At 62.6% G+C, this 19253-nt stretch carries 8 protein-coding genes and 1 pseudogene; 2 read left to right on the forward strand and 7 right to left on the reverse strand.

Features of this window, described 5'->3' with window-relative positions; translation table 11 throughout:
• Nucleotides 1-741 precede the first annotated feature (741 nt).
• On the reverse strand, nucleotides 742-2244 hold the full coding sequence (locus HU720_RS11990) for a hypothetical protein (protein WP_186520144.1): 1503 nt from the start codon (nucleotides 2242-2244) through the stop codon (nucleotides 742-744).
• A gap of 100 nt (nucleotides 2245-2344) precedes the next feature.
• Here HU720_RS11990 and HU720_RS11995 point away from each other — a divergent pair.
• Nucleotides 2345-2878, forward strand: a pseudogene (locus HU720_RS11995) (ATP-binding protein); the annotation flags it as partial.
• Here HU720_RS11995 and HU720_RS12000 read toward each other — a convergent pair.
• From HU720_RS12000 to HU720_RS12025, 6 genes are all read right to left on the reverse strand, one after another.
• Entirely contained in the window at nucleotides 2829-3305 is a 477-nt protein-coding gene (locus tag HU720_RS12000) for a hypothetical protein (RefSeq protein WP_186520145.1), read from the reverse strand. The pseudogene HU720_RS11995 and the gene HU720_RS12000 overlap by 50 nt on opposite strands.
• Nucleotides 3305-3763: a hypothetical protein gene (locus HU720_RS12005; protein WP_186520146.1), complete on the reverse strand. Its 459-nt coding sequence runs from the start codon at nucleotides 3761-3763 to the stop codon at nucleotides 3305-3307. Before HU720_RS12005 ends, HU720_RS12000 begins: the two co-directional genes overlap by 1 nt.
• Nucleotides 3760-10458 (reverse strand): DUF637 domain-containing protein, encoded by a 6699-nt coding sequence (locus tag HU720_RS24515; protein WP_186520147.1) that lies wholly within the window; start codon nucleotides 10456-10458, stop codon nucleotides 3760-3762. The genes HU720_RS12005 and HU720_RS24515 overlap by 4 nt, the downstream gene beginning before the upstream one ends.
• A 33-nt stretch (nucleotides 10459-10491) precedes the next feature.
• On the reverse strand, nucleotides 10492-12177 hold the full coding sequence (locus HU720_RS12015; RefSeq protein ID WP_186520148.1) for a ShlB/FhaC/HecB family hemolysin secretion/activation protein: 1686 nt from the start codon (nucleotides 12175-12177) through the stop codon (nucleotides 10492-10494).
• A gap of 341 nt (nucleotides 12178-12518) precedes the next feature.
• Nucleotides 12519-12902: a response regulator gene (locus tag HU720_RS12020; protein ID WP_189672685.1), complete on the reverse strand. Its 384-nt coding sequence runs from the start codon at nucleotides 12900-12902 to the stop codon at nucleotides 12519-12521.
• Nucleotides 12899-13891, reverse strand: a complete 993-nt coding sequence (locus HU720_RS12025; protein WP_186520149.1) for a response regulator — start codon at nucleotides 13889-13891, stop codon at nucleotides 12899-12901. The genes HU720_RS12020 and HU720_RS12025 overlap by 4 nt, the downstream gene beginning before the upstream one ends.
• Nucleotides 13892-14140: 249 nt before the next feature.
• Here HU720_RS12025 and HU720_RS12030 point away from each other — a divergent pair, with 249 nt between their 5' ends.
• Nucleotides 14141-19192, forward strand: a complete 5052-nt coding sequence (locus HU720_RS12030; protein WP_186520151.1) for an ATP-binding sensor histidine kinase — start codon at nucleotides 14141-14143, stop codon at nucleotides 19190-19192.
• Nucleotides 19193-19253: the final 61 nt, after the last annotated feature.

Below are 19253 nucleotides of genomic sequence, written 5' to 3' on the forward strand. Positions count from 1 at the left end.
TGAGAAAGCAAAGGCGTAGCCTGCTTTCGCAGGCAATGCTGGAATTAAAAAACAAAGCGAAAACCCCCTAGGGTTTTCAAGACACGCACATATACACACACACACACACACACACATACACACACACCCACACCCACAGCCACAGCCACAGCCCCCACGAACACACATCCGCCAAGCCAATACTATCTAAAACCTTCAAAATCGGCTCATTATCGAGTGCTTAACATTTGCTTGGCACTTTGGGTATCAAAAACTAAAACAGAACTTTAAATGACCCATTTTGATTATCACATCAATCTAAAAGTACCGCTTCTTTTAAAAATATTTTGTCCAAAACTTCTTGGCTGTTTTTTGATGTTTTTTTAGATAGTGGAAAAATGGCAACTCAAAAAAAGGCCGTTTTTAGAGGGGGTAATATTTTTCCTTTACTATAGTTCACAAGAAACATAATCGGCGGTTTTTGACCTAATTCCACGAACGCACTAAAAAAGTGCATGCTATTTTTTATATGTTTTCATATCATTTTTTTGATATTTCAATTTTCGAGAAGTTTGTTTTATGGCTTAAATTCAACAAAAGAACGTGTCAATAGTGAGGTGAAAATATTTTTTAGGTCGGACGATAATGATGATTTATGGTTGGACCTTAATCAAGTGCTTTATACTAAAATTTATATAGGCTCATTTTTAACGCTTGGACAAGTCCAACCGTTAAAAACAAGCTTGACGACAGACCACTATCCTAACGATTTTTTCTCCGGGCAGTTTTTTGTTGCTTATTACTTTTTTTCTTCTGCCTTCTTAGCTTCGACAGCTCAGTTTCTTCGGTCTTAATCGTGTATTTCAAAATAGCTGATTTAATGTTTTTCAAAAGCCCCAGTTCTTCTCGCAAGAACCTTGCATTCTGGAATTCTTCTTCTGTCCACTCATTCGTATGGACATAAATCAACTCTTCGCTTGCACCCTTATTATTAACTGCGTCCACTGCGATTCCAACTATCGTCTCAAACTGTGGAAACGCATCTTTGCAGGCCATGCAATAGGATGTAATCATCGCTTTGCGATGCTCACGGTATTCGGCATAATCCTTTTGCAGCTCTGAAAATTTAAGAACTAACCATACATAACCTATTTCCGGGTTCGTGGGCGACCCGCAAACTCGAACTCTCGGGCGTGTCTCACTGGATGGGAATGGCTTCCGGGTAACATCCAAAAATGCGTCAGACAGGGTGGCACGAGCCATTCGGCTTTCGGCTGCCATATATTTTAATACTGTAATTTCCTCATCATAATTTTTACCATTTGTTTCGTGCCATTTTCCAGTGAACGCGGCACCACCCATCAACTCAATACATCTATCCCAGAAGTAGGAGGTTCGACCTATCTCCTTCAACAGCTTATATTCTTCTGTTTTCCTATGCCCTTCATAAAATCCAGTTTGAACGGCTAAAATCTCATCTTTCCGTTGTTTTGGTATTATGAACTTAGGGGAACTGATGTGTTCCGAGTCCTCTCTACTTGAAAGGTAATAACCCAATAGCTCATCTTCTCCCGGAGCGACTAAAAGCATTCCGGCGTTTATTAAATCTTCTTTTTGTGACAAATAATCCGTAAAGTCTTTGATGGTGTCTAGTTCATCGAAAACCTTATCGATACTTTCCTCATCAAAGAAATGCACGTACCCTTTTTTTGAGTCCGCTGTCCCAATCATGAATGGGTTTTCAAAATGGTCCTTACCAACAATATCGGGCCTAATGAATAAAGTCCCGCTATCATCTTTGTAATACTTTTTTGAATGCTCTGTGATTCCGCGTGCCACAGCAATTCTATGGACTTTCATCGTATTTTTATCAGGTATAGCTATAGGGAATTTCTCGGAACATTCTTTATCGAGAAATATCCTATGCGGCATTTGCTTGATCCATTTTTCAGCCCGATAGGTAGAATAAGCCGATTTCAAAAATGCCCGATCTACCCAACGACGCCAGCCCACCTTAATATCATCCGTTGGCCTATATTCAATCTGTCCTTTATCCGAAAAAATAAGAACGTGATTGCCAAACACAACCAACAAGTCACACAGCTCTTCTCCTTGACCCTTTCGCTGACCTTTTTCATCTATCTTTAAACCTTCATCGGTATAAACATTTGCAAAAGACCAGAGTGACAAAAATGCTTTATCACCTAATTTAGCAAGGAGCTTTTCAGACTTATTGAATGTTTCCGATTTCTTTATATTTCTCATGAAGGTCTCAATCCATAGAGGTCTGCTTCATCTTACCAGTCAAGCAGCTAGGCAACATCATTGAGCCAGTATAAATGTGTGATAAATACCCCTACCATTCGAATCGGGCGAAATCGTTATCGCCCGGGCCAAGGACCGGGTGCGTTTTCCGGCGCGCTTTCAGTTGGTGGCAGCGATGAACCCCTGCCCCTGCGGCTATTTTGGCGACCCCAGCGGCCGCTGCCGCTGCAGCCCCGAGCAGATCCAGCGTTACCGCAACAAACTGTCGGGCCCGCTGCTGGACCGCATCGACCTGCACCTGACCGTCGCCCGCGAGAACACCGTGCTCGGCAACCAGCCCAGCGGTGAAAGCAGCGCCAGCGTGGCCCAAGTGGTGGCTGAGGCGCGGGAGCGCCAGCAATGCCGCCAGGGCTGCGCTAACGCCTTTCTCGACCTCAAAGGCTTGCGCCGCCATTGCGCGCTACCGCAAGCCGATCAAACCTGGCTCGAAACCGCCTGCGAACGGCTGACCCTGTCACTGCGCGCCGCCCATCGCCTGTTGAAGGTGGCGCGAACGCTTGCCGACCTGGAGCAGCTCGATGCCATTACCCGCGCGCATCTGGCCGAGGCGTTGCAGTATCGGCCGGGGTCCTGAGTGCAGGTGGTAGCAGCAGGAGGGCCGCCACCAAGGCCACACAAGCGCCGACCACAAATGGCGATGCCGCGCCGAGCACCGGCAACGTTGGCACCAGCGTGCGGTCGAGCGAGCGGCTGGCGAACAGCTCGGCCCAACCTTGGCATACCGCACCCGCCAGCACCGCCACAGCGGCCACCACCCACGGGCTGCGGTGCAGGCGCATGGCAGCGCATACCCCGCCAATGAACAAGCCCGGTAGCCCGTAGGTGACCAAGCCGCCAAGCATCAGCAACATGGCCAGGCTGCAATAGATCGCCACCGCTTCGGTAGGCCTGCCCGTCAGTAGCGCCGACAACAAGCCACCAAGTACCGCCGCGAGCCCTGTAAGGGATGGCGCGCACACAAAACCCAGCACTACCCGCCGAGTTGGATAATCCCGCTCCATCACTGATCCGCTGCCGGCAAAGATGGCTTGCGCGGCAACAGCAAAAATCCCATCACCAGCGACACGCCAGCGGCGAGCACGGTCGGGGTGGCCTGCTCCAGTACCGGCAGCGTCGGGATCGCCCTGTCGGTATCGATCAGGATGCGAAGCAATTGGCCCCACCCGTAGCCCACAGCGGCGCCTACCAGGCTCAGGCCAGCCAGCGCGGCCAGGGTGCGGCGCAAGCGCAGCACCACGCACATCACCCCGATCAACCCGGCAGGCAGGCCGTAGTACAACAGGCCGAACAGCATGAACAATGTGCCGAAGTTGAAATAGAACGATGGCTCTTCAGTGGTACCGGTGGTGACCAAGGACGCCAACAGATCGCCTACTACCAGGGCCAACCCCATCAGCGCCGGGGCGAAGACGAACCCGGTGATCACCTTGCCACGCGGGTAACCGTTTTTGCTGGTCATGGCACACACCCTTGCCCGGACGAATAGTTGAGCAGCTTGCAGCCATATTTGATGCGGGAATCGTAATTCAGGATTTCAATGCCGCCGGGCATGGTCTGGTAGTCCTGAAGGGCGCCCTTGACCAGCCCGTTATCGGAATTGGTCATATCCTTGGACCTGTTCACGAACCAGGTGCGGTCCTTCAGATACTTCTCATGCACCGGCTGCAACACCCGCTGCTCGTTCTTCAACTGATTGATGTCCCACTGCACGGGGTCTGCGCCATTGTTGTACAACGACTTGAAGTTGTCGAAGCCTGCCTCGATCAGCGCGGCGCCCGCAGCTTCCCGCCATTCATAGATTTTCGGCGCATGGTAGCCGGTCAATGTCACTGCGCCGGCAAGGAACGACAGCGACGAACCGTGCCCGTCCGCACCAAGCCCCGTCCAGCCCGCACGCGATACCAGCTCTGCGCCATAGAACCATTTGGCCCCGGAGCCGAGGTTGAACTCGTACTTGTCGCTGGCACCGAAGAAGTCGGCGCGGTTGTCGATGCTATTGACGTAAAGCGGGAAGACGTCCTTGGCATCCTTACCGTTGTACAACTGGTCGAAGGTGACCCCCGAAGAGCGGCCAACATCGCTGTTCATGTAGTCCCAGGCATCCTGCATGGCGACATACTTGATCGCCGTGGTCATGGCGTTACGGCAAGCATCACTGCTCGGCGCCACAGTGCACAAGGACTTCATTTCTTTATCGAGCATCTTGCTCAGCGCTTCGGCATCATTGATTGCCTTCTCTTTCTGCGCCTGGGTCGAGCAGGTATCACCGGCCAGGCACGCTTTGACCTCGTCCATTTTCTGGTGGGTGAGGTAGTTGTACTGGGTCGAGTTGGCCGCCACCCAAGCGCCAGTCTGCAGGTTCTTCGCATCGTCGCCCTGGGTTGACGCCACCAGCACGCCGATCACCTGGGAGTTCATGGTCAACAGGCCTTTGCGCTTGGTGTCGTCCATGTCGGCGTATTGCTTGGCCAAGGTATCGACCAGCGCCTCGTTGACCCCAGCTGCCAGCGCACCGGTGCGGAAGTCGCCACCGGCCGCTTCTGCCGCCAGGCCGCCCATTACCGCGTGCATGGCGACCTTGCTGACGCTGCCGTTCTTGATGTCCCAACGGTCCGGGCTGCTTACATCGCCGATCAGGTTGAACCCGGCCGCAGCAAAGCTGTTGGCCAGGCTGCTGCGCAGCGCATCACTGAACGAACTGTCGCCGCCCAATGCACGGTCGAGCACAGTCGAGGTGCCGTTTTGCAGCAACTGGTTGCCGGCAAAGCGGCCCATGCCTTCAAGCGATGCCAGGCCGCCAACAGGCGCCACCGGCGCGGTGTCGGGCACAACGCCTGGGGCGCCGGTTTCGGTGCCGACCCAGCTGTCATACACCCCAGCGGTCAGGCCGGCGGTGATGCCGGTGACCAGGTAGCCCCGCACCGCATCCTTGGACGTGACGTCCTTGAGCACCAACTCCAGGTTGCCCTTGTTGTTGATGGTGCTGACCGCAGCGCTGCCGGCAGCCGAGGAAATCACTGCCGTGGCCGCCACGTTGGCCCAGCCGGCAGCGGTGGTCGCGGTGGCCGCTGCCCATACCGAGGTGGTGGCAGCGGCGGTCCCGGCGGCCGTGCCAGCTGCGGTACCTGCGGCAGCGGCGCCTGCGGTTGCGCCCGCGGTTGCCCCGCCGGCACCGGCCGCACCGGCTACCAAGCCGCTGGCCGCGCCTGCGGTGAAGTAGGCGACCACAATGGCGATCACCATTGCCGCTGCGCCGCCGAGGCTGGAATTGTTGTACTTGAACGAGTCGTGGACTTCCTTGACCCGCTTCCAGTCAACGTCGCCGCGCTGCTCCATGTCCTTGAGCCAGGCCATGCTTGGGTCAGCCTGCACCATCGCGTCGATGGTCTGGCTGACCGACTGCTGGTTGACCTCCTTGAGGTCGATGGAAAGGCCGTCGACCGCCTTGACGATGATGTCGCCTCGGGCGCCAAGCTGGCTCTGCAGCACGGTTTCGTCGGTGTTGCCCTTGCCCTTGGAAGACTGCCAGACCACGCTGCTCTTGCTCTTCTCGTGGCTTTCCTGGTCGAGGTCCTTGACCGCCTCGAAGGTGATCGCGCCGCCGCTGTCGAGCAGCAGCCCACCGCCACTGTGCAAGTTGGCGCGCTGGTAGCGCTGGTCGCCACCGCTGGCCAGCACCAGGTCGCCACCCGTGGTGATCTGGCTGCCCACTGCTCGCACCTGGGTGACTTCGTCGCGGCGGGTCTTCTTGCTGCCCCAGGAGCCTTTCTTCTTCATGTCGTAAAGGTGGTAGGTGGTGTTCTGCCCCGCCAGCAGCTCCAGTTGCTTGCCGGCATACAGGTACGCCTCGTTGCCGGCTTTGAGCTGGCTGGCCATCACCAGCAGGTTGCCATCGGCGAGCACGCCAAGGTCGCCACCGGCTTCGATGACGGTCGCTTGCTGCTGCAGGCTGCTGTCCTGGCGCTCGACTTTCTTGCCGCTGCGCTTGTAGCGGTACTCGCTGCTGTCTTCGTTGGCGGCAGCGGCGAGGGTGATGTCCTTGCCGGCGCCCAGGGTCACGTCGCCACCGGCCTTGACCTTGCTGGCGATGATCGCCAGGTTTTCTGCGGCGCTGGCGGCCAGGTTGCCACCCACACTGACGTCGCTGCCGTGCTGCGTGGTCTGGGTGCTGTTCCAGTAGTGGCGCTTGTCCTGGCGCAGGCGATTTTGCTCTTCGACCGCCGAGGTGATGATCAGGTCGCCGCCCGCCTTCAGCTCGGCGTTGCCGCCCGCCTGCAAGCGCGAGCCGACGTTGAGCAGGTCGCCACCGGCCTGCAACTTGAGGTCGTTGCCGGCCTCGATCACCGACGCCTTGCCGACCACGCTGGTGGTCTGCGCGTAGCCCTTGCCGCTGAGGGTCTGCTGGCTGACGCTGCGCTCGTTGATGATGTCGCCGGTGATGGCCACGGCGCTGACGTCCTTGCCGCTGATAACACCGGCCTGGGCGTTGTGGATGCTTTGCGTGGCCAGCAGTTGCAGGCGCTGGTCGGCCTGCATCAGGCCGGTGTTGAGGATGCCGCTGGCGCTGGCGTCGAGGTTGGCGCTGGCGCGCAAAGTGCCGCTGTTGCTCAGCGAGCTGCCGCCGATCAAGGTCAGGTTCTGGCCCTGCATCAGCGCGCCGGTTGGCGCCAGGCGGTCACCGGCCTGGGCCAGGTATACCACCGGGGCCAGCACGCGCTGGCCGTTCACCTCGCGCTCTTCGAGCCAGACGATATCGTGGGTCAAGGCCGCGACCTGCTCGGCCGACAGGCCCACGCCCAGCGCCAGGTTCAGCGCCTCCTTGCTGGCCACGGCGTTGTCCATCAGGTAGCGGAACTGCTCCTCGTCACTCTTGAAGCCATCGAGCAGGCGCTTGCCGGTGCGCGCGGCCACCGCCTGTTCGATCAGGCGCTGTTCGTACAGGCCGTCGCCCAGGCGGCGTTGCGCCTGATCGGGGTCGAAGCCCAGTTGGCCGAGCATGTAGTCGGAGCTGACAAAGCGGCCCAGGTCGGCGAATGCCGGGTTGGTTTCTACCAGGTAGTTGTGGCCAGGGTTCTGCACCACCTGGAACAACCCGTGCTCGCCACCCGGCAGGCTGAAGCCCGGCAGCCCCAGCGGGTCGACCGCCTGCTGCGCGGTGTCGGCAGGCAACTGCGGGTTGAGGCGAACCACCAAGGTGTCGGTGGCGCTGCCCACGCCTGCGTCAAGGCCTTTGCCGCTGCCGTCCTGCGGCGCCTGATGGGCAAGCACGGCGGTGTTTTCCAGCGGCTGGCTGGCCTGAATATGCACATTGCCGCCGGCCTGGATGATCGCTGGGGCCGCGATGCCGAGCGGGGTTTCACGCTGCACATCGGTGACCAGGTTCCAGCGCTCCAGCGCGGTCGGCATGGGCGCAGGTTCGGTCAGGGCGTTGTACGGGTTGATCCAGGCTCTGCGGAAGCGCTTGTCGGTACCGTCGGTGATGCGCCCGGTGTTGAACGTGCGCTCACGTTCCACTGTGGCAAACGCTGCACCGAGGTTCTCAAGGGTGGTGGCTTCGATGCGGATGTCACCACCGGCGCTCAGGGTGCTGTAGTGGTTTTTCACCGCGCCGCCGATCAGGGTCAGGTTGGCGCCGCTGTGGATTCGCGAAGCAGCCGAGTCCGCCAGCACGCGGGTTTCGAATCGCTCGGTGGCGATGTAATCGACGTTGTGGTAATCGCCGCTGCAGTCGTAGCACTTCACATCGACGCGGCCAGCGGTCTGCACCAGGCCCCAATCGAACACATCCTTGCGGTTATCCAGGCGCGCCGCGCGGATATTCAGGTTGCCGCGTGATTCGATACTGCCAGACAGGTTTTCCACAAGGGTCAGTGCGCTGCCAGCGTCATCACGGGCAATGTCCAGCGCGCCCAGGCTGTAGATATCGCCCAGGCGGTTGGTCAGGCTAGCAGTGCGCAGGGCCATGTCGGCGCCGCTGAAGATCAACCCGCGCTCGTTGCGCAAGGCATCAGCTTGCAGGCGCAGGGCGCCGGCGCTGCCGAGGGTGCCGAAGTTTTGCAGGCTGGCGGCTTTGGCCAGCAGGCTGTCCTTGGCGGTGATGCTGCCTTGGTTGCTCATTACCCCGGTGGTCACCAACTCGGCTGACGCGCCGGCGCGAATGTCGGCAGATGCACCGAAGCTCGCACTGGCGGCCTCGAACAGCAGCTTGCCCAGGCTGTGCAAGCTGCCGTTGCCGCTGTAGTCGCCGCTCAGGCGCAGTTGCAGCGCGCCGTCGGTGGCGATCAGGCCGTCGTTGACCCAACTGCCGCCGGTGGCGACGATGTCCTGGCGCGAGACCAGCGCACCGCTGCTGGTTTGGGTGAACTGGCCGATGTTCAGGGTCAGCCGCTCGGCCTGTAGTTCACTGGTGTTGGTCCAGCTCGCGGCATCCACGGTCAGTTCGCCATTGCTGATAAAGCGCCCGCCCGCCTGGCCGAGGTCGGCCAGGCCCAGGGTGAAGCCTGAGGTGCCCAGGTGGCGCAGGGTGCCGCCTTGGTTGGTAAGGCTGGCGCTGGTCAGCTTGAGCCCGGCGTTGCCCACCTCGACCAGGCCGGCATTGTTGTTGAACAGGCCGTCCACTTGCAGTTGGCTGCTGCCATTGCTGCTCAGTGCGCGCAGGCGGCCTTCGCTGTTGGTCAGGCTGCCAGCGGCCAAGGTCAGGCTCTGCGTGGCTTCGACCAGCCCTTTGCTGTTATCCAGCGCGCCGCTCAGGGCCAGGTCGATGTTGTCCGCCGCCAGCGTGCCGCCTTGGTTGTCCAGGCTGGCGCCGTCGACCTTGAGGGTGTGCTTGGCAAGCATTTCACCGGCCTGGTTGGCGACCGCGCCCCCCGTGATGGTGAGGTTTTTCTGCGAAATGATCTGGCCGTTGGCGTTTTCCAGCCGCTCGGCCTTGAGGGTGCTGGTGCCGGCGCTGACCAGCTTGCCACCGTTGTTATCCAACGTTTTCACGTCGGCATCGAGGGTGCCATGGCTGACCATCTGGCCGCGGTTGGTCACCCGTTCAGCCCCCAGCAGCAACCTACTGTCGGCCACCAACGTGCCGTCGGCCTTGACCCCGGCTTCGACCACACCGGCGTTGTCCAGCGCGCCGCCTTTGACCTCGACCTGCTTGCCCGCCGCCAGGCTCTTGCGCACCACTGTCGTGTCGCTGGCCTGAACCGTGGCCTTGTTGCCGGCATAGGTGTCTTCGCCCAGCTCGATCCGTTGCGCAGTCAGGTTGATGTCACGGCTGGCGGCGACGCGGGCCATGTTGAGCTGGCCATTGGCGTCGATCTGGATATCGCCTGCGCTGGCCGCCATGTCGCCGGCAAGCTTCACGCCCACGCCTTTCTCGGTGCCCACCAGGCGGATGGTGTTGGCGTACATGCCGCCCAGTGCCGAGCTGTCGATGGCCAGGGACGGTTTTTCGCGGCCATCATCGGCCTTGGCGGTGGCGGCCAGGGTGTTGGCGTCGACCTCGTTGCGCCCGGTAATCACGTTCAGTTCGCGGGCATGCAGCTCGGCGTTGATCTGCGTGCTGCGGGTGATCAGGTCGAACTGGTCGACATTGCCCGCATTCAGGCCCCGACCTTCGATGGCAATGGCGCCGCCATCGACGTCGAAACGTTGCAGGCGGCCATCATCGAGCACCGGTTTACCGGTGGTGAGGGTGACCCGCGGCGTGTTGATGAAGCCGCAACCGTCGCAGGAAATGCCGTGCGGGTTGGCCACGATCACCCGCGCCGAGCGCCCGGCAACTTCGGTGTAGCCCTTGAGCTGGGTGGAGTTGGCCCCCGTCACCTCGTTGAGGATCACCCGCGCGCTACCGTTCTTCAGGTTGGCGTTGCCATTGACGTACCCACCCAGCTGGGTCTTGGTCAGCGTCTGGCTGTTGTTGAGGATCAGGCCCTGGCTACCGACGTTGTAGTCGTTGAACTTGTTGTGCGACAAGCCGCTGCCGTTGGGCGTGGCGATGTTGACCACAGGCACGCCGTTGTTGGCCTGGCCCACGCTGGTATTGCCACCGGCGCCACGGTCAACCGCCAGTTGCGCCGCCGTCGCCAGCACCGGGTTGAGTGTCAGCACGCCTGTCAAGGTCAGGGCGATATGCTTGAACAGGGGACTACGCACGTCCATGTCGGTACTCCAGGCGGCCATCCGGCCGGCTTGTCAGAAAAACACGTCGAATCGGAAATACACCGGGCGCTCACCGCGCTCCAACGCATCAGGGCGCTCCAGCGAGCGGGCAAAGCTGACCGACGCCGCCACGTTTTCACCCCGGGCGGCCAGCTCGATGGCGTTGCCGGACATGCGCCCGGACTCGCCCTTGTTGTAGCGCCCGTGCTGAATCACACCGACGTCATAGGCAAAGGCCACGCTGTATTCGTGAACGAACGGGCGTAGCGGCTCCCAGGTGACGGGCCGGCGCCAGCGCAGTTGGTTACGCCAGTAGCCGCCGCTGTCGCCAGACAACGACTCATCCTGAAAACCACGCACCGAGGCCAGCCCGCCAATGCTCACGCGCTGGGGGCTGTACAGCACGTCTTCACTTTTTTGCCCGTAGGCGAGGCTGTCGAAGCTGAAGGCTTCGCCCCACAGCGCGAACGGCTGCAGGTAGCTCAGGGTCAGGGTGTACTTGTTGTAGCGGGCAACCGGCGCGCCGCCACGGGGGTTGCCCTCGCCCTGGGCGTCGAAAGCGCCGATCCCGCGTTGCCAGCCGATATCGCCGTTGACGTAGGCGCTGCCGATACGGCGGCCATGGTTGAAACCCACCTGCATTTCGCTGAGGCGGGTACTGGAGGTGTCGATGCGGTTGCCGAGGATGAAATTGTTGGTGCGCAGGTGGCTCAGGCCCAGGGTCATGCCGGTCTTGCTCACCCCGTCGCGGTGCAGCACGCGGTCGGCGCGCAGGCTGTGGATCTGGCTGTCGCCATCGAATTCGATGTCCGGGCCGTTGTCCTTGAGCACGGTGCGGTAGTAGCTCTGGCTGTAGCTGTAGCTGAGGTTCCACCAGCCATAGGGCACTTGGTACATCAGGCTCTGGCTGTGCGAATGGCGGTCATGGTCGCTGACGGCATCACCGCTGGCGCGCAGGCTGAGTTGGTCGGCCAGGCCCAGCGGGCTGTCCCACTCCAGGCCCACGCCCCATTGCTGCTCGCCGGTACTCTTTTGCCCGTCGTTGTGGCGGCTCAGGGCCACGCGCCAAGGCTTGTCGCGTTCGCCTTGCAGGCCAACGCGGCTGCCACCGACCGCCTCGCCCGGCAGCAGCTCCAGCTGCGCAGGGCGCGAGGGCAAGCGGTTGAGCTGGTCGACCAGTTGCTCCAGCTCGCGCAGGTCGAGCGGCTCGCCCACCTTGCCAGGGAAGGCCATGGCCAGTTCCCGGTCACTGGCCATCGCCGAGCTGTCCAGGCCTTCCAGGCGCCCTTCGACCACGACGATGTTGAGCACGCCGGTGGACAGGTCCTGCTGCGGCAAGTAGGCGCGGGAAGTGACGTAGCCACGGTCGATATAAGCAGTGGTGACCGCCTTGAGCACGTTGTTCAGTTGCCCGGCGCCCAGGCACTGGCCGACAAAGGGCTGCAGCAGTTGCTGCTGCTCGGTTGGGCTGAGCAAGGTGACGCCTTGCAGGCGGATCTCGCCGATCTCGAAACAGCGCTGGTCATCGGCTGGGGCCAACGGTTGCGCGGGGGCTTCACCGGGCAGTTGGCGCAACTCGTCCAGGCGCTTTTTCTGCTCGTCGAGCAGGCGCTGCTGGCGGTCGCGAATCAGGTCGCGGTCGCCGGGAGTTTGGGCCAGGGCCAGTGTTGGAATAAAAAGAGAGAGGCAGACGATGAGTCCACCGAAACGGGCAAACATGCCTTCAGTCCCTTGAATAGCATTTGTGTAGGAAAATTCGCGAGGAATTAGACACTAAGAAGTTTGAACTACGAGATAGTTCCAAGTGCGGGGGATAAATTGTTTAGATATCAAAGTGCCGGTATTGGTAATATTGTTTTGATATTATTTTGATTGCCGGCGTGCAGACTGCGCGGTCTGGTGTAGGAGCGGCCTTGTGCCGCGAAAGGGCTGCAAAGCAGCCCCGGCGATAGTGCAGGTGGCTAACATCCTGGGGCCGCTACGCGGCCCTTTCGCGACGCAAGGCCGCTCCTACACGAGACGGCGCGAAGTGCAAAAACGCCGGGGCAGGTTAAAAACCATCACTTGGCCAACGCCACCGCCACCGCCTCAAGCAACGCCTCTTCAGTGAACGGCTTGCCCAGGCACGCAATCGCGCCCTGCCCCAGCGAGGCATCGCGCGCCGCGGGGTCCCAGTGCGCCGACATACAGATCACCGGCAATGTACAACCCAGCCGGCGCAGCTCGCGCTGGATATCCTGGCCGCTGCGGCCAGGCATCTTGAGGTCGACCAACGCACAGTCCGCATCATGCGCCTGGGCCGATGCCAGAAAGGTATCGCCATCGGCGAAGGGGTAGGCCTCGAACCCCGCCGAGCGCAGCAGGTTGGCCAGGCTTTTACGCACCGAGGCATCATCGTCGACAATGCACACTCGCACTTTGTCGCGCTGCCCCGGCCTGCTCATGCGGCGCCCTGGTCTTCGGCCCGGCCATCGCCTTCAAGCAGCCGATGCATGGCCACCAGTTCCACCAGCGAGCGGGACTGCATCTTGTTCATGATGTTCTTCTTGTGCACCTTGGTCGTCACCTCGCTGGTGCCGATGTGCCGGGCAATCTCCTTGTGCGCCAGCCCCGCCACCACCAGTGCGAACACCTCGCGCTCACGCGGGGTCAGGCGCTGGTACTTGTCGCGCACCTGGCGCGCATGGCGCCACTCGCGCCCGGCGCTGACTGCGCGGGCACGCACAGTGCCCAGCAGCGTCAGCAACTGGTACTCGTCGAAGGGTTTGGTAAGAAACTCCAACGCCCCGGCGCGCATGGCCTGGACGGTTAGCGGGATGGTGCCGTAGCCGGTCATGAACACGATTGGCCACGGCAGGTCGAGCCGGCGCAGCGCCCGCTGCAACTCAAGCCCGGACGCTGCTGGCAGGTTGATATCCAGCAGCAGGCAGGCATAGGGAGTGTCCCACTGCTGCTCAAGCAACTCTTCAGCCGAGGCATACAAGCGGTGGGGGATATCTTCGGCGCGGAACAGCCGGCCCAGCGCTGCGCGCACCGACGGGTCATCGTCCACCACCAGCACCGGCACGGCCTGGCCTGCGGGCTCCAGCGCGTGGCTGTCGAGCGGGTAGGCTGCACGGCCAGCGGCCAGCACCGAGGTGTCTGGCGCCAGGTCGGCCTGCAACCGATAACCGCGGCGTGGCACGGTCTGGATCACCTGCTTGTCGCCCAGCCACTTGCGCAGCAACGACACCTGCACCTGCAGGTTGTTGTCCTCGACCACGGTGCCCGACCAAACCTGGGTGAACAGTTCATCCTTGCTCACCACCCGCCCGTTTGCGCGCACCAGCGTTGCCAGCACCTCGAACGCGCGGCCGCCCAGCGGGATCGGCTGGCCGTCACGAAACGCCTCGCGTCGCTCCAACGACACCATGGCTTTGCCTATGCGGATCATCGCGTCCTCGACTATCACTGGCTGGGCAATTGCGCGGCCCCGCCACTGTAGGCCGGCACACACGCAGGAACCATTATCCCGAGGGATAACAGGGTGATTTGACTATACACAGCCGCACGCCCCCCGCCGTCTGGCGAGGGGGCCATTACGGTCAGAATGGTTCCCGTTCCTGCCAAGCCGCCGCGCACCGGCTTTGCACGCCTGAGCGCTCCGTATACTCAGGCTCGCAAGCCGTCTGGAGGGGCCATGATGCTCGATGAACGCCTCGTTCTCGTGCCCATCGACAACGATCCGTCGATAGACGAACACTGGCTTGGCCGCTGCACCTCGGTGCCCCTCGGCCAGGAGGGTGAGCTGTGCCACTTTCGCCTGTTCGACGCCGCCCGCCGCCAGGCCTGGATCGCCATTCGCGCCCCGGTAGAATCGCCGGCCGCCTGCCTGCGCCTGGAGCGCGACTACCGGCTGGCGCTGGACCCGGCCTGGGCGGTGTTGCCCGCGGCCTTCGTACGCTCGGCAGAAGGCCCGTTGCTGGTGTATCCGGCGGGCCTGTCACTGGCCGACCTGATCAGCCAGGGCCGCCCTACCCTCGACACCTTCTTGCAACTGGCGGTAAACGCAGCCAGCACCCTGGCCCTCGCCCAGCGCGGCAACGCCCTGCACGGTGCCCTGCAAGCACACCATTTTCTGATAGGCGAACAGGCCCAGGTGCGCATCGGCGGCTGGCGCGCAGAGGCTGCCGAAAGCATCGGCAACCCGCTCGGCAACTGGGCGTACCTGGCACCGGAGCAAGTGTGCCCACACGGCAGCAATACTGACCGGCGCAGCGATATCTATGCCCTGGGGGCGATCCTTTATCAGTGGCTGCTCGGCGAGTTGCCACTGGCCGGGCGCGACACCCAGCACTGGCGCCAACTGCACGCCGGCGTGCAACCCCGCCCTGCTGGCGAGGTAGACCCGACGCTGCCTGCGCCCATCAGCCAGATCCTTGCCAAGGCCCTGGCCAAGGAGCCAGACGCGCGCTACCAGAGCGCCGAAGCGCTGGCCATCGACCTTGCCCATTGCCAGCGGCAATGGGCGGCAAACGCCGATATTGCGCCGTTCACCCCCGGCTGCGCCGACCTGGTACCGGCGGCCGGCGAGCGCCTGTACGGGCGCGATGCCGAACAACAGACCATCGCCCGCCTGCTCGACCCGTTGCGCCGCGACAGTACCGCGCAAGGCCTGCTTGTCAGCGGCGCCACGGGCATGGGCAAGTCGAGCCTGGTGCAGGCATCGCTCAAAGCCAGCGCCAGGGGCTACTGGGCCACAGGCAAGTGCAACAGCCTTGAACAGGCGGTGCCCTACGCGCCGTGGGTCGAAATTCTCGGCACCTTGGCGACCCAGTTGCTGGCCCGCAACAGCACCGACCTGGAGGCCATCGGCGAGCACCTGCGCCAGCGCCTCAAGGGCCGTGACCAACTGCTGGCCAAACTGGCGCCAGAGCTGCAACTGGTCATCGGCGCGAGCGCGGGCTTTCCCGACAAGCCCACGCGCCTGGCGCTGGAAAAAGAACACCACGCCATCGTTGATTTTCTCGAAGCGCTCAGCCCACCCGGCCGGCCGCTGGCGATCTTCATCGACGACCTGCAGTGGGCCGACGACGCCAGCCGTCAGCTGCTGCACGCACTACTGGCACGCCCGCCACGCGGCCTGTTGCTGATACTGGCCCGGCGCTGCGACGACGCGCACCCCACTGCCACGTTCGCTGAGCTGCCGGGCGGCGTGACCGCGCTGCATTGCCAGCGCCTGGCCTTGCAGCCGTTGCCGGTTGCGGCGGTGGTCGAACTGATCTGCACCCGCTTCCACGTCGAGCCAGCCGCTGCGCAGCCGGTGGCCGAGCTGGTGCACGCTAAAACCGCCGGCAACCCGTTTTTCATCCGGCAGATTCTGCGCGCGCTGGTCGAAGACCGCCTGTTTGCCTTCGACACCCACGCCATGCGCTGGGCCTGGTCGCTGGAGGCGGTGGCCGCCCACCGCTATGCCGACAATGTTGCCGACCTGATGATCCAGCGCCTGACCCGCCTGCCGTCCGGCCAGCGCGAGCTGCTGCGGGTAGCCGGCGCCACCGGCGGGCGCTTCGACACGCAGTTGCTGCGCCGCTTGATCACCCAGCCTTGCGAGCGCCTCGACGGCCGCCTCAAGGCGCTGACCGAAGCAGGTTTTCTAGCCGCTGGCGCCCAAGGCCTGGGCTTTGCCCATGACCGCGTGCAGGAGGCCGCCTACCAGCTGACCCCGGCCTGCGACCGCGCCGCACAGCACGCGCGGATTGCCCGGGCCATGTGGCAGATGGGCCGCGAACACCCGCATGAAGCGGTGTTCGAGCTGGCCAACCAGTTGCAGCGCGCAGCACCTGGCAACTTCACTGCCCAAGAGTGCGAAGGCTTTCTGCCGGTGCTGCTCGAAGCCGCTGCGCAAGCCCGCGACGCGGTGGCCCATGAGCAGGCGGCAGGCTTTCTGCAAACGGCTCGTGCGCTGCAACTACGCTGCCCGCACGCCGATAGCCATGCCTTTGCCCTGGCCTGCCTGGCCGCCGAATGCGACATGCTGCTGTCACGCATGCCCCAGGCCGAGGCCGGGATCCGCGACTGCCACCACCATGCCAGCACCGCGCTCGAACAGGCCACGGCATACCGCCTGCAAGCCCGCCTCAAGACCCTGTGCTCGGACTACCACGGCGCCATCGACGATGCCCTGAGTGGGCTGCGCCTGCTGGGCATTGAGCTTGCCAGGGGCAATGACCCGCAGCAGGTTGAAGCGCACTACGCGCGGGTGTGGGCGTTGATCGACGCGCAAGGCCGCCACTGCCTGGAGGCACTGCCACGGGCCGAGTGCGCCGAAGTGCAGGCGGCCATTGCCCTCCTCGCAACCCTGTCGGCGTCGTTCTTCGTACCGGATGATCTGCGGTTTGTGCACCTGGCGCATATCCTCGAATTGTCACTCACCCACGGCGTCGCCCCCGGCAGCACCTATGGCCTGGCCTGGTTCGGGGTGATGTGCGCCGAGCGCTTCGGCGCCTATCACGACGCCCACGCGTACTGCCTGGCCGCCGTCAAACTGATCGAGCGCCACGGCCTTGAATGTGACTTGACCAGCGCCCTGTTGGCCTTGGACCAGGTCAGCGCCTGGACCTCGCCGATGGCGTTCGCCCGGCGCACGGCGCTGGATGCAATGGCGTCGGTGGGGGTCTCCGGCGACCTGGCCATGGCCTGCTATGCGCGCAACCACGCGGTGTCCGACGCCTTGGTGATGGGCCAGCCTCTGCCCGAGGTGGGGGCCGAGATTGCCCAGGGCCTGGCCTGCGTGCGCGGCTATGGCTACCGCGATATCGAGCACATTCTGCTGGCCCAGCACGCCTTCGTCGCCGACCTGAGCGACGGCCCGGGCGCCCGTGGCCGCTGCGAAGAGACCGGGTCGTGCACCACGCGGTTCTTCCAGTGCCTGTTCGCCGGCATGGCGGCGTTTTACCTGGGCGATATCCGCCAGGCCAGCGCCACGCTGGAACGCGCAGGCACCTTGGCATGGGCAGCCCCGGCGCATATCAACCTGGCCGACCTGTACCTGTTCCAGGCCCTCACCCTGGGCAGCCCGGAAGCGGCCGGCACCCAGCAGCACAAGCTTGCGCGCCTGGCCGAGCTGCGCCAGCGTTTCAGCGACTGGGCGCAGTTCAACCCGGCCACCTTCCGCAACAAGGTACTGCTGATCGAAGGGCTGATCGCCCGCCTGCAAGGCGACGGGCTTTCGGCCATCCGCTGTTTCGATCAGGCGCAAATTGCCGCCACTGCCGCAGGCTTCATCCACGAGCAGGCGCTTGCCCACGAGCAACTGGCCGAGGTGTGCATCCCCAGCGGGCTGATTTCGGGCGCCAACCTGCATCTGCGCATCGCCCGCGACTGTTTCCACTTGTGGGGTGCGGCCGGCAAGGTGCGCCAGCTCGAAACCCTGCACCCGTTCTTGCGCACCCAACCCGTACAGGAAACCTTGCGCAGCGGCACGCAGGCCAACCTCGACCTGGAAGCCGGCCTGCAAGCGGCACGGGCGCTGTCGGAGGAGGTGCTGCTCGAAGGCCTGATCGAAACACTGATGGGCCAGTTGGTGCAGCATGCCGGCGCCGACCATGGCGCGTTGCTGATTGTCAGCGGAGCCGAATTTCAGATGGCGGCGCTGGCCGACATTGACGACGACGGCTTGCGGGTCAGCATGGAGCACTGCCAGAAGTTCATGACCCAGGCGCCGCGCTCGATCATCAACGCCACCTTGCACAGCAAGAAAGCGCTGCTGCTGCACGATGCCCAGGCCGACTGCCCGGAGGCCTTCCGCCAGGACCTGCACGCCCGTGGCGCCCGCTCGGTGCTGTGCCTGCCGCTGGTGATCCAGGGCGTGCCGATTGGCCTGGTGTACCTGGAAAACCGCCTGGTGCCCAACCTGTTCAGCGGCCAGCGCCTGGCGATGCTGGAGATTCTGGCTGCGCAAGCGGCGGTGTCGCTGCAGACGGCCAAGTTCTACACCCGCCTTGCCGAAGACAACCAGACCCGCGCACAGATGGAGGCCGAGCTGCGCCGCTCGCGGGCAGAGCTTGCGCGCAGTGCGCACCTGCAGGTGATGAACGAGCTGTCGGTGTCCATCGCCCACGAAATCAGCCAGCCGCTGCTGGGCATCGCCTCCAACGCCGCTGCCAGCTTGCGCTGGCTCAAGCGCGGCAAGCCGGACCTGGACGAGGCCATCGCCGGGCTTGAAGACATACGTGCTGACAGCGAGCGCGCCGCCAACATCGTTCGCGCCTTGCGCGCGCTGGCCAAGCAGGCGCCGATGCAGCTTCAGGCGCTCAAGCTCGACGAGGTGATTGTGCAGGTGGTTCGCCTGGTGTCGGCAGATGCGCACAAGTGTCAGGTGAAGGTGCAGGCGCAACTTGACGCCGAGGTGACGGTGCAGGCCGACCCGGTGCAGATGCAACAGTTGGTGTACAACCTGATCACCAATGCGCTTGAGGCACTGGCCGGCTACCGCAGCGATGGCGTGCTGCGCATCAGTTCGGTGCTGAGCAATGGCGAGGTGCTGGTGCGGGTCGAGGACAACGGCCCCGGCATCGCCGCGGATGCGCGTGAGCAGGTGTTCGAGGCATTTCATACGACCAAGAGCAGCGGCCTGGGCATGGGGCTGGCGATCTGCCGGTCGGTGGTGCAGGCCCATGGTGGGCGCTTGCAGGCACTGGCGTCCGAGCTGGGTGGGTGCTGCATCTGTTTCAGCGTGCCGGTTGCGCAGTAACGGCCCCCGCAGGCCTGTAGGAGCGGCCGTAGCTGGATTCAGCGCGCAGTCAGCGCCGAAT

The organism is Pseudomonas sp. SWRI51 (genome assembly GCF_014268825.1).
Lineage (GTDB): Bacteria > Pseudomonadota > Gammaproteobacteria > Pseudomonadales > Pseudomonadaceae > Aquipseudomonas > Aquipseudomonas farsensis.

What these genes read in the sequence shown, in the direction of transcription:
- HU720_RS11990 (WP_186520144.1), bottom strand. Translation starts at nt 2,244, where the DNA reads ATGAGAAATATAAAGAAATCGGAAACATTCAATAAGTCTGAAAAGCTC.
- HU720_RS12000 (WP_186520145.1), bottom strand. Translation starts at nt 3,305, where the DNA reads ATGGAGCGGGATTATCCAACTCGGCGGGTAGTGCTGGGTTTTGTGTGC.
- HU720_RS12005 (WP_186520146.1), bottom strand. Translation starts at nt 3,763, where the DNA reads ATGACCAGCAAAAACGGTTACCCGCGTGGCAAGGTGATCACCGGGTTC.
- HU720_RS24515 (WP_186520147.1), bottom strand. Translation starts at nt 10,458, where the DNA reads ATGGACGTGCGTAGTCCCCTGTTCAAGCATATCGCCCTGACCTTGACA.
- HU720_RS12015 (WP_186520148.1), bottom strand. Translation starts at nt 12,177, where the DNA reads ATGTTTGCCCGTTTCGGTGGACTCATCGTCTGCCTCTCTCTTTTTATT.
- HU720_RS12020 (WP_189672685.1), bottom strand. Translation starts at nt 12,902, where the DNA reads ATGAGCAGGCCGGGGCAGCGCGACAAAGTGCGAGTGTGCATTGTCGAC.
- HU720_RS12025 (WP_186520149.1), bottom strand. Translation starts at nt 13,891, where the DNA reads ATGATCCGCATAGGCAAAGCCATGGTGTCGTTGGAGCGACGCGAGGCG.
- HU720_RS12030 (WP_186520151.1), top strand. Translation starts at nt 14,141, where the DNA reads ATGCTCGATGAACGCCTCGTTCTCGTGCCCATCGACAACGATCCGTCG.